We start from the raw sequence: 12,583 nt of genomic DNA, 5'->3' as shown, positions 1-12,583 counted from the left end.
TTTAGCTAATTGGACCTTCAACTTACCATTGACATTGTTAACACCGATGTTCTTATCAGTTAATTTAGTTTTGTCTGCACCACCAACGATATCTACAACGTTGTTAAGATGTTTCTTAATAACTTGTGCATTTGTATCTTGGTTTGCTTGACCATCGTCACCAGCAAACTTCATACCATCATCATAAGTTGCTACTTGATGTTCGTTGCCATCTTTATCTTGGTATACGATACGAGTCATAGTTTCACCAGGTTGGCCGTCAACGCCTGGAACACCATCTTTTACAGTGATGTCAGCAGTTGCATTTCTACCATCTTTACCAGCAGGGCCAGTCAAACCAATGTAACCAACGCCATCTTTACCAGCGATGGATACAGCGTCTTTACCGTCTTTACCAGCAATACCTACTTTGCCGTCTTGACCGTCTTTTGCACCTGGCGCACTTTCACCTTTAGGACCAGTGATAGATACACCATCTTTACCGTCAATACCATCTTTACCATTTACAACGACTTTATCTAAGTTTGTAAGGTCTTTGTTTAATGCATAAGTGTAAGTATGATTACCATCAGTACCGATTTCTTGTTTTACAGTCAAGTTTTTACCTGCACCGAATTTTACAGTTTTACCGCTTGCTACTTCTGTTTCTGTAGAGTTACCGTCAACATTACCATCTGCATTAGTTTTGAAGCTATAAGAAGCAGTTGGAGCTGGGATGTTCAAGTCGGAGAAGTCAATAACTGCTTTAGGACCAGTTACTGCTTTACCATTACCATCATTGAATGTCAATTCAACCTGTTTAGTAGTCGCATTGTATTTGTATGCTTGAGTCGCTGCGCCTGGGTTAGTATTACCAGATGCTGCGCCACCTTTATCTGCGTCGTTACCGCCATCTGTTGGAGCGATGTGTAATTCAGAAGCTTTCAATGCTTCAGCAGTGTTATGAAGGTCAGATACATTAACTGCTGCATTCTTAACATTAGAATTAGCATCAGCTGCTGCTTTCAATTTATCCAAGTATGTAGCAGTTTGACCTGCAGGCATTGTTGGATTTTGATTTTTAATAGCAGAACCGATATTGTTAACAATCATGCCACCATCTTTTGTTGTTTGACCAGCTGCTGCTTTAGGGTTTTCGAAAGAAGTGATGATATCGCCAGTATATTCAGCTGTTTCACCAACTTTATGGAATTTACCGTCTTTATCTTTCGTTAATTTTTTACCATCTGGAGTTGTGTAAACTGCTGGAGTTACAGCATTTACAGTGTAAGTAGTTTGACCAGTAGTACCGTCAGCTACGGATGTAACAGTTACATTCTCACCAGCTTCAACGATGGAGCCAAGACCAGTGATGACTTTCTTACCATCATCAGAAATGTTGGAAAGATTAGAGTTAGCAACACCTTTGATTTTTGCAAATGTATTTGCTTTTTCAACACCATTGCCATCAGTGTATGTCAATGTTACTTCATCTTTTTTAGCAGCTGCATCTTTATTTGTTGCACCAATTTCATATGTACCAGGTGTAATGTGTAATTCATCAGCAAGGTTAGCTACTTTATTAGTAGTTATTGTACCACCATTGTTAGTAGTGTATGTAATGCGGTCGCCATCTTTCTTAATGGAGATATTATCGTTTGCATCACCAAGTTTGATTTCTTTAGTTGTTACGCTGTCCAACCCTTTAAGGTTTTTGTTCAACTTAACAGTTAATTTATCAACACCATCAGCTTCTACTGCGATGTTGTCAGCAGCAGACTCGAATTTAGTACCGTCAGAAGTTTGAATTTCTTTAGCACCAGTTGCATCAGTACCTTCTTTAGTACCTTCCCCTTGAACTTTTACAAGTGTATTAAGTTTATGGTTGTTTTCAGTGGATTCATTATTACCAGTAAATTTCAAACCATCGTTAAGTGTAGCAACTTCTTGTTTGCCACCTTTATCTTCGTATACGATACGAGTCATACCGTCTTTGCCGTTATGACCATTAACTCCATCATGACCATCTGTACCATCAACGCCTTTAGCGCCTTTTTCTACAGTGATTTCAACACGGTTTTTACCGTCTTTACCATCAACACCATCTTTGCCATCGATACCGATTTTACCATCTTTACCATTTTGACCAGTTACAGTCACAGTTTCAACAGAAATATCTTTATCCAAGGAGTATGCAACGGATGTATTACCAGCCTTATCGTTAGTTTGTGTAACTGTCAAGTTTTTGCCAGCTTGCATTGTTACAGATTTAGTATCAGCAATATTTTGAGTCGTATCACCAGCGTGAGTACCTTCTGTAGTTGACACTACACCAGAATTAAGATTCCAAGAGGAAGATGTTGTAGTACCTGTGCTAGCTACAGTGATTTTGAAATCAGTGTTATCACCAACAATTGTAGGTGTTACTGTTACGTTTTTGGAACCAGAAGATACAGTGTATGTTTTGTTCAATTTAGCTTTTGCATCATCGGACAAATCGGCTACCACATTGCTACCAGAAGCAGATGTTTTAATGTATTTACCATTATCTGCGCCAACTACGCCAAAGCTCAAACCACCACTTTGGTTTAATTTTTGTGTGCCAGTAGCACCAGAATTACCAGTTAATTTAACTGTGTTGTTGAAGCCATCGCTTACTTTTTTCAATTGGTCTTCAGTTGCTGCACGACCGGAAACAACAGTTGGGTTAGTAATATCCCAATCTTTGTTTTGTAAGCCAGTTACATAACCACCTTTACCATCTAAGGAAATAGGGTTGTCGCCGTCTACTTTTACAACTTGATCACCAGCGAAGGAAATTTTACCAGAACCAGCGCCATTTGTGATGGAGGAGATATCAGCCAAGTCACCTTTAACATTTACTTTATAAGGAGAATCTTTAGAACCATCACCTTCTACAGTAGTATTTTTACCGTCAACGAGTTTAGCTTTATTTTCTTTTAATTGTTTTACGTTAACTGCGTCAGTGTCAGCAACACCTTCTTTAACGTTATGGATAATTTGGTCACCAGCACTAATATCATCTGTAGTGAAGGATACTGTACGACCACCTGCTTCTGCAGTAATACCATGAGTATCGACAAGAGAAGTAGAACCATCATCAACTCTCTCTAAAACGAGATTAGCCGCTGCAAGTGTAGAACTACCGTCAGTACCTGCTACGCTGATTTGGCGAGTACTCATTGATGTACTACTGATACCATCCGCATCTGAAACAGTAACCGTATTATTATCAAGTTTAGTGCCGCCAATTGTTAAGGAACCATCTTTAGTTAAATCAACATCTTTATTTAAGTTGTACTTAACAACGCCATCGTTACCGATTTCTGCTGTAGTATTTGTACCGTTTGTAAAGTCTAAACCTTTTTCTAATGTAACAGTTTTATCGCCAGCACCGTTAGCTTTGTAAGTCAAAGGAATTACTTTAGCTGCTTTAGCGCCATCGAATGTAACAGCATAAGATGTATTATGGTTAGTATCATCTTTGGTTGGTGTTACAGAGATAGGATTATTTGAATCAGCTGTATAAGAACCATCAGCTTTTGTAGTACCACCATTATTTACTGTTACAGCTTCACGAGCTGCGTCTTTTACGTCGTTACGGGATACGTTTACTTCGTAAGTTGCACCAACATCACCGAAGTTTTCACCTGCTTTAGGTGCCACTTTAGCAATATTTTTGTCACTGGAACCAGCTACGTCTGCTTTAGCTTGTACCTTTTCAGTGGAAGTTGCACCGCCTGCTGCTGCATCGATTTCGAATACAGTTTTACCGCCTTCAGTTTTTTGATTTACTGTAACGGAAGAACCAGCTTTAGCTTTCACCAAGCCATCGTAATCAAATTTAACATTTACATTAGCATCTTTACCGTTTGCATCGTTTTCGGACACAGTTGTAACACGGTTGTTATCGCCTTTAATGTTCAATTGACCGTTGTAGGCAAGGAAATCTGCGGCAACTTTGTTTGTGCCGATTGTAGCTGTATTGGTATCAGCACCAACACGTACGCCAACGTTTTTCAATTGTGCTACGTTAACTGCATCAGTATCTTGGTTACCAGCTGCGACATTGATGATTTGACGTTTTTGAGTATCATTACCAACGGAAACAGCACCAGTATTAATGGAACCAGAATCCCATTGATCATTATTACCAGTCAAATCAGCAGTATATGCACGATTACGAACTTTTGTACCATCTACGAATTTACTATTAAAACCAACATTCTCATTAGAAGCTGTTGTACGGCTCACTGAAGAACCAGAACCAAGTGCTACACCACCTGTTACACCAGTGACTTGAGCAGATGAACCAAGTGCTAATGCGTCATACGCATTTGCACCAGAAATAGTTGCACCAAAACCAATAGCTTGGGAACGAACACTTCCTGCATTAGATACGTTAGCCCCTTGACCGATTGCAACGCTTTCACGAGCTTTTACATAGGAGTCTTGACCTACTACAACGCCATCGGAAGCATTAGCATAAGAACCTTTACCAACTACTACAGAGTAATGAGCATTGCCTTCTGTTTTTGCACCTTTACCAATTACTACTGCTGCATTAGATTCATCACTTACAGTTGCACCAGATCCAATGGCAACTTCTTCACCAGAGTTATAAATATCGGTTGCAGAATCAGTACCAGTTCCTTTATGGATTGTTTTAGTAGATGTATTAACACCACCTACTACTGCACCGCCTGTGCCAGAATAGGTGTATGTAGATGTTGTTGCTTGTTCATTTACAGTTGCATTTTTACCAACTGCAACAGCCGCTTGTTCATTTGCAGTTGCACCATGACCAACGGCAGTAGCGCTTGTAGCTGTTGCCGAGGCTAAACCACCTACTGCCACAGAAGCAGTACCTGTTGATTTGGTTTGAGCACCTAAAGCAACAGAGAATGTACCACTAGAAATAGTTTTAGGTACTAAACCAGAACCATCTGGAGCACCATTAGAACCAATAGCAATAGAGCCAACACCTGTTGCTTCAGTTCTATTACCAATCGCCATAGCAAGACGTTCTGTCGCTTTATTTTCACGACCAACAGCTAATGTATCTTCATCGACAGCTTGGTTATCACGGCCAATAGCAATTTGAGAGTTAATACCAGCACTACCACCGCCTGCTGTAGAGTTAGCAGTATTTCCTTTACCAATTGCGATACCGCCACCAGTGTTAGCAGTATTTTTATTACCCATAGTGATTGTATCGGCTTCTTTAGATTCATTTTCTTCACCAATTGCAATAGCACGGTCGCCAGAAGCTTTATTCTTGTAACCAACAGCTACAGCACCAGCTACGGAAGCGCCATCAATTACGTTTTCACGACCGAATGCAGAGGATTGATCTCCATTTACAGTATTGCTAGAGCCAACAGATGTAGAGTCCTGACCTGCTGCCTTATTATTAACGCCAACGGCTACCGCTGAAGTATTTGTGGCTTTACTCATACGACCAATGGCAATAGAATTATTTTTAGTAGCTTCAGTATCGACACCAACTGAAATAGAATAATCACCAGTAGCTTGTGCTGTGTAACCAAAAGCACTTGCATTTTTACCAGTCGCTCTACTCCAACCACCAACAGTAGTAGAGTATTCACCAGCAGTCAAACCATGACCATCACCAGTAGCTGTATTAGTCGTTTCATAATTAGTACGAGTACCAATTGCAATAGCGCCTTTATTAGTTGCTTGTGATAAATTACCAAGAGCGACAGAAGCGTCTCCACTAGCTACAGTATTGCTACCAATCGCGGTGGCGGAGCCACCAGTTGCTGTATTACTACTACCTAAAGCAGTTGAAGAATTACCAGTTGCAGTATTAAAGCCACCATATGCAACTGTACCCTTTTGGTCATTAGTCGTATTAGCGTAACCAACAACCGTAGAGTTCTTACCTACACTATTTTTTTCATTATTAGGAAGACCATCTGGTTGAATATTAACTGCACTATTATTAAGTTTAACTTCTGCTTGTACCGGTGTACCCATTTGAGCGCCAGCACCAACCATAGCCAAGCCAGCTAATACGCTAGCCAAAACTTTTTTCTTGCCACCATTGTTTTTCGCTACTTCAGATACTACAACGTAGCATTCTTTTGTTTTGCTCCAAACAACTTTAAAAATCTTATTCATAGAAACTATGAACCCCCTTTGAAAAAGACACAATTATAATCCTTATTATTACAATGTTGTTCGATGAGATTTTCCATGTTTGTGAAAGCCTTAAATTTGAGACATAACACATGTTTCATTTATTCCTCATCTTGCGTCATATATAAGATAACAAATATAAAAGCCCTTGTAAATAGTTTTTTCATTTTTCCCTCACATATTTTTATTATTTTACATTTATTTATAAATATTTTATATTTTAACTCAATTTTTATTGATTTTATGGGTATTTTTCTCTATATACACGCTATCTATTTCTATATAATTCGATTTACTATAACATTTATCGATTTTTGCATTAGTTTTACTTATAAACTATCGCTATGTCATTTTAATAACTTTCACATACATCGATATGATAGAAATCTGCATAAAATAAGGATTTTTAATTTTTAGTCATCTTTTGACCGGCAGCACAAATTAATAATTCTAAATAATATAAAACGAAAAAATCGCCCCATACGGGACGATTTTTAGGGATTATGAAATTTTGTTCATGAATAAATGTTTCATACTCATTTGTTATCTCCATCATTAATATATGGAATACCTCCATAGCGACCGTACAAATAGTTTTTCATATAGTTTAAATCTCTACGTGAACTTTCACCAGTCCCATCTTTATATTCTGCCATTGAATATAGAGAGGATAATCCATGTTTGTCTTTTTCAACAAACCATATTTCATCACGACGCAATAGTTCATTAGTCATATTCGATACATCATGAGAAGTAAAAATAAGTTGTGCCCCATGTTGATTTGTTTCTTGATTTAAAAAGCGTTGCAGTATATGGCGTAATAACAAAGGATGCAAACGAGCATTCAATTCATCGACAAATAAAACGGTGCCATTATCTAATGCATCTTGAATCTCTTGATATAAAGCGAACATTTTTAATGTACCTGCTGATTCATCTTGTAAAGAGAGCCATTGTGATGAATTGGTACCAATCACTTGATGTTTTGTGAAGATTTTGAATCGAGGTTTGCCGTCTCTATCTTCATCCATACGTTCTACTTTAAATCCCTTTATACTAGTATCAAATGTAGATAGATAGGTAACTAAATCTTGTTGTATTTTTATGTCTGATGTAAAACCTCGTGGTAAATAACGATATTTCTTAGCAGATTCAACAGAATTAGCAAAATTAGATAATCTATTATTTATAAACCAATCTCTTATTAATTGACATTTATTAATTTTAAGTTTTGCACCTAATGAAATAATAAGAGCCCTTTTATCTAATGATAAGGTAAGATTATTTTTTTCTCCATCCGATAGTCCAGATAATTTTGGTGCACCTTTTTCTTCATTACGATAAAAAATTGTTTTAGCCTTCCTCATCGTTTTAGCGCGACACAGTAACCATTCTTCCACAATACCGCTTTCATTAACAGTAAATCCATAGGTATATACTTTTTCACTATCATCATTTGGTAATGTAAGGTAGACTTCAAAGGTCGATACATCATGAGGTGAGTTTAGGTCAAATAAAAATGGAGTCACCTTCATCTGCGATTGTTCTAATGTATCATCGCCAAAACCAAATGAATACTTAACGTAGTCTGTCATATATTGAAAGGCATAAAATACGTTTGATTTGCCACTCGCATTAGCCCCAAAAATGGCTGCTAAAGGAAGTATTTTTTCGTTTCCCTTTTTTATAATATGTTCTTCAAACTCTTTTCCACGTGTGGCCGTCATATCTAAAATAGCTTCATCACGAAATGATTTAAAGTTTTTATATGAAAATTGTATAAGCATAATTAAATCTCCTCTTATTTAAGTATACTACCGCCCCTCATTATTTACAAGAAAATACGTAAATTTCTCATTTCAGTGTAAATAAATAGACTTATTTATAACAAATAGGACTATACTAAATCAACCAAATAGATTATGCAATTATCACTGCTTATTATGAAAGCATAAATGAAAAAATCGCCCCATACGGGACGATTTTTAGAGATTATGAAATTTTGTTCATGAATAAGTGCTTCATACTCATTACACAGAAACTAATGTACTATGCCACAATACGAGCATAGCCCACCAACGTTTCTTCAATATATCCAGAGTCTAATAATAACTCTATACTACCCTTGATTTCGGCTATAGTAAATTTTTCAGCTTTACGTTGAGACCATGCTTTAAATTGATTAATAATCTCTTGTTCTGTCATACCATCAGCTTGTTGGATGATAAACAAAACAGTAGACACACATTCTACTTGTTCAACCGAGGCTAAACTATTCACAAATGCAATCGCTTGTTGTAAAGGCTTTTGCATAGACTCATAGGCATCATTAACCCTTTTACTAATAATTTCATTCTTCACAGATTGATAGGCTGTCTCTACATCTTGTATAGAGTGATATTCTACATATTCCTTAATATTACGGCTAATGATATCTATGGAGTGATCATAAGGACCAAATTTATATTTTTTAAAATGGAAATATGGTTTAGTTAGCTTCATATTCATAAAAAAAGCTGTTTTTTGTAACGTGATTTGATTAAAAAATCCAGTCCGCAACCCTCGTTTTATATCTAATAGCAATAAAGCTGCTAATGATAACTTAGGTTTATGTTTAGCTTTATTAGAAGCAAAATTTCCAGGCTCATGAATATAGATATCTATATCTTGTACAGACTCTAGTGAAGTCATTAATACATCTCTGACATCACTCCAGTCTAGGCCGCCATTACCACTACCTAATGGTGGAATAGCAATAGATTTAATCTTTCGCTTCTTTATAATACGAATCAAGTCTTCCATACCTTGTTGTATATATTCCATTTTAGATGGCTTACGCCATTGATTTTTAGTTGGGAAATTAATAATCAGCTTATCATCAGTTTGATATGTATGCATGCGTCCAATAACTACATCGCCTCGTTTACAAGCATTAACATAGTCTTTATTCATTTCTGGATACATGAGCTTGAATTGATAGGCCAATCCCTTTCCCATATACCCCTCGCAATTTACAGTGTTGACTAACGCTTGTGCGGGCGAGGTAAATATATTTGTATTAACAAATGTAATCCTAATTCTTTCCTACTTGGTGAATAAAGATGGTGATACACGTACTTGTGTACTATAGTTCTTTACTAACAGTTCTACTTGATTTTTGACATCTTCATTCGGTACAAAAATCGTATAAATATCTTTAAAAGGTACACTCTGATCTAAGTCTTTTTCGGTTCGTTTTGACAAAATATCTTCATTTGCTATGTCAGTATAAGCAATTTGCTTCTCTTGAAGTGAAACTCGTGATAATAGCCCATCATGAATTTTACTCTCATTGTAAATCAACCAAATAGATTATGCAATTATCATTATCTATGCTTATTATGAAAGTATAAACGAAAAAATCGCCCCATACGGGACGATTTTTAGTGATTATGAAATTTTGTTCATGAACTTTATAACAACTAGCCTATAACGTGACTTAATACAACACCTACATTAGTACATTGATATGCCATATTGATCTTGCTAATATTCCTAGTATTTTTTAATGGTAACTCAATTGAGTGATTACTATTAGACATAATTTTATATAATTGTTTGGTATCCCCTTTTTTATATTTAACGCCTAATTTCTTTCCTAATACTCGCTTTAAATTCTCTCTGTCTTTTAATACATCAACAGGTCGTGCTGTCATAGTATCATAATGAGCTAATAACCAAACTTCAAAAGCTATATTAGAAAACACTAATTGTACATTAGGCTGAGATGCTAAATCTCTACAGATTTTATCATAATCAGATTCAGTTAATTCATCTCTATCAATAACAATATAGTAGTAATCATAAGTTTTTCCTTCGGCCTCTTCCTTGCCATGTGCTTCACTCAGGCCTTGAATAACGGCCATATTACCACTATTAGATATACGTTTGACCTCTGTCGCAGACAATTTATATCGTTGAAAAATAGCATTAAAGTATTTTTCTTCAGTAATACCATCAACAATAAAAAGATTTTTGAATTTTTTAGGTATACCTTCCGTTTGACGTGCCATATGAAATACCTCCCATACACTAAACGGACTCTATAATATCTTTCATCAATGCATCACTAACAATTTGATTACCACCGTACACACCATCTTGGTAGTTTTTCTTAATTTCTCGTATATCTAGTTCATTGAAATCAAAAGCACTATGTAATTCTGAAATCCCATAATAATTTTTATCTACAAACCATATTTGGTCCGTTCGTAATGCATAATCTAAAATATCATTATCATGAGTGGTTGCAATCAGTTGAGACTCAGTTGTATTCCATTCGTTAAAAATTTTTAATAAAATAGTCACTAATTTAGGATGTAAGGATCGATCAAATTCATCAATAAGAAATAGCTTACCATGATTATCACGTTGCAAAATTGCTAATGCTAACATCAAAAAAATACGGGTACCAATACTTTCAGCTTCGTATTCAATGCTAAAAGTGTCGCCATTAATACCTTCATGTTCACATTTGACCAATAACACAGACTTAGATGTGTCAATATTTTGTTCATTTGGAATCTGAATAAGTTCTGTTTTAATATCTTGTATATTAAAATCAGCAGCCCTAAGGAAATACAATACATCATCCTTTAATTGTGGGTTATCATGTAATGCACGCAATGCTTTTCTACTATCCATACTACTAGTTGGTAGACTAGGTGACAAAATATCTAGCGCAAACCATTCATAAGCTTTTTTTGCCAATAATACATTATTGCTTTGAGCAAAATATAATAAAGGTTGATTTCTGCGCAGAGAAGATTCTAATGATACAATCGATTCCGGCATATGTACATGTTCTGTATCTCGACTAAATAATATTTTACCGTCAACAACTAAGGATTCTTCTACTACGAAATCCTCATTATATTCTATGGTATACGTAAATTGTTTATCATTTTTTATAAATCGAATGTTAAAATACGTATTATCATTACCATGAGCATACGTATCTATAGGCAATGGATCAATTTCTGACAGCGTTCCATGTAGGACAACAATCCTAAGTAACATAAGAGCACGTAATAAATTGGTTTTACCTGATGCATTACCACCAAATATAAATGCTGACTTAACAGCATCTACAGTATCATGTTGAATGGTATTCTCTTTACTATAGGCGGTAATACCCTCACCTGTTTCCATAGAAAAGGTTACCTTATCCTTAAATGAACGTACATTAGAAAATGTAAAGTCAATTAGCAAATCATCACTCCCTTTCTATATAAAGTACTTGTATCATCATTGTAAATCAACCAAATAGATTATGCAATTATCATTATCTATGCTTATTATGAAAGCATAAAAAACAGCAAATAGTTGGCTGAGGGATAGCCAGCTATCTGCTGTTTTTATGTCTATCATGTAGCCTAAAAAGGGGAGGTTGGCTACAGGGTCACGATAGTAAGGGTATCGTTATTCGATTGTTAGTGGATTATTTGCTTTTTTCAGCTAATAATGCGTTCACTAATTGTTCAAGTTTTTCTACGCGATCTTGAAGTTGATCGTTTTCCTCTTGAAGATTTTGCATAGCTTGATTGTTCTTCTTAACTAGGCTTTCACCAGCACCAATTCTGAAAGTAGCACCCATGCCATACATTTGTTCAGATTTAGCGATACCTACAGATGCGTTCAAGAACACGCGATCGTTAGGAGCATAACCGTAACCAAGAGCTAATGCTTTTTCACCATGGTATGCACCAACACCAGCCATAATTTGACCTTTTTCAGTGCCGTCAACGTAGTAAGGTTTCAAGGAGGACATTGCTGCACTCATTGCACCTACACGGTCAACGCGTACGTTTGTTGCATCGATTTGTGAAAGTGTATTAGATTGGATGTCATACAATTGGCTGCCATTAACAGCATCAGTAGAATCGGCAGAGATTTTACCTGGTGCCACGTTTGTGATAGTACGTTCGTTGCCTTTAGAACCAACACTTACTGTGTTAGGACGATCAGCTATAGAACCAGCACCAAGGGCTACAGAGTTTTGACCAAGTGCTTGAGAGTTGGCACCCAATGCGGTTGCATCTTTTGCAAGAGCTTTTGCATTTGTACCAATAGCAGTTGCATTTTCTCCATTAGCTTTAGAACCATCACCAATTGCCATAGAACCTGCACCATTTCTTGTACCTGGAGTAATACCAGAGTTAGTTAATGCTGCTGCAGTTGCTGTAGCTGTAGATGCTGCAGTAGATGCTGCTGATGCGGAGCTTGCTGCATTGGATTCAGATGTAGCCGCATTAGATGCGCTTGTAGCTGCATTGGATGCACTAGTAGCTGCATTAGATTCAGATGTTGCTGCATTGGACGCAGATGTTGCTGCGTTAGATGCACTAGTAGCTGCATTGGATTCAGATGTAGCCGCATTGGA

Annotated in this window: 6 protein-coding genes; all 6 read right to left on the bottom strand. The window is 36.5% G+C overall.

Annotated features, from left to right (window positions below; translation table 11 throughout):
* Positions 1 to 6,144 (bottom strand): ESPR-type extended signal peptide-containing protein (locus tag HMPREF1504_RS04285; protein WP_038123695.1); only part of this gene is annotated, 6,144 nt, incomplete at its 3' end.
* A 554-nt stretch (positions 6,145 to 6,698) separates the two neighbouring features.
* A complete protein-coding gene (locus tag HMPREF1504_RS04280) occupies positions 6,699 to 7,949 on the bottom strand; it encodes an ATP/GTP-binding protein (protein ID WP_038123693.1) in 1,251 nt (416 codons plus the stop codon).
* Positions 7,950 to 8,211: 262 nt separating this feature from the next.
* On the bottom strand, positions 8,212 to 9,213 hold the full coding sequence (locus HMPREF1504_RS04275) for a macro domain-containing protein (protein ID WP_038123691.1): 1,002 nt from the start codon (positions 9,211 to 9,213) through the stop codon (positions 8,212 to 8,214).
* Positions 9,214 to 9,623: 410 nt separating this feature from the next.
* Positions 9,624 to 10,214 carry an RloB family protein gene (locus HMPREF1504_RS04270; RefSeq protein ID WP_038123690.1) on the bottom strand — a complete coding sequence of 197 codons (591 nt, stop codon included), beginning with the start codon at positions 10,212 to 10,214 and terminating at the stop codon, positions 9,624 to 9,626.
* Positions 10,215 to 10,233: 19 nt separating this feature from the next.
* Positions 10,234 to 11,412, bottom strand: coding sequence for an ATP/GTP-binding protein (locus tag HMPREF1504_RS04265; RefSeq protein WP_038123689.1), 1,179 nt, complete (start codon positions 11,410 to 11,412; stop codon positions 10,234 to 10,236).
* Positions 11,413 to 11,641: 229 nt separating this feature from the next.
* On the bottom strand, positions 11,642 to 12,583 hold a 942-nt coding region (locus HMPREF1504_RS10610), incomplete at its 5' end, for a YadA-like family protein (RefSeq protein ID WP_198017401.1).

It is taken from the genome of Veillonella sp. ICM51a (assembly GCF_000524355.1).
Lineage (GTDB): Bacteria > Bacillota > Negativicutes > Veillonellales > Veillonellaceae > Veillonella > Veillonella atypica.
This window is presented reverse-complemented; position numbering and strand designations above follow the sequence as displayed.

Excerpts from the sequence above, each read along its gene's own strand:
- HMPREF1504_RS04270 (WP_038123690.1), bottom strand. The coding sequence starts at position 10,214 with ATGGCACGTCAAACGGAAGGTATACCTAAAAAATTCAAAAATCTTTTT.
- HMPREF1504_RS04280 (WP_038123693.1), bottom strand. The coding sequence starts at position 7,949 with ATGCTTATACAATTTTCATATAAAAACTTTAAATCATTTCGTGATGAA.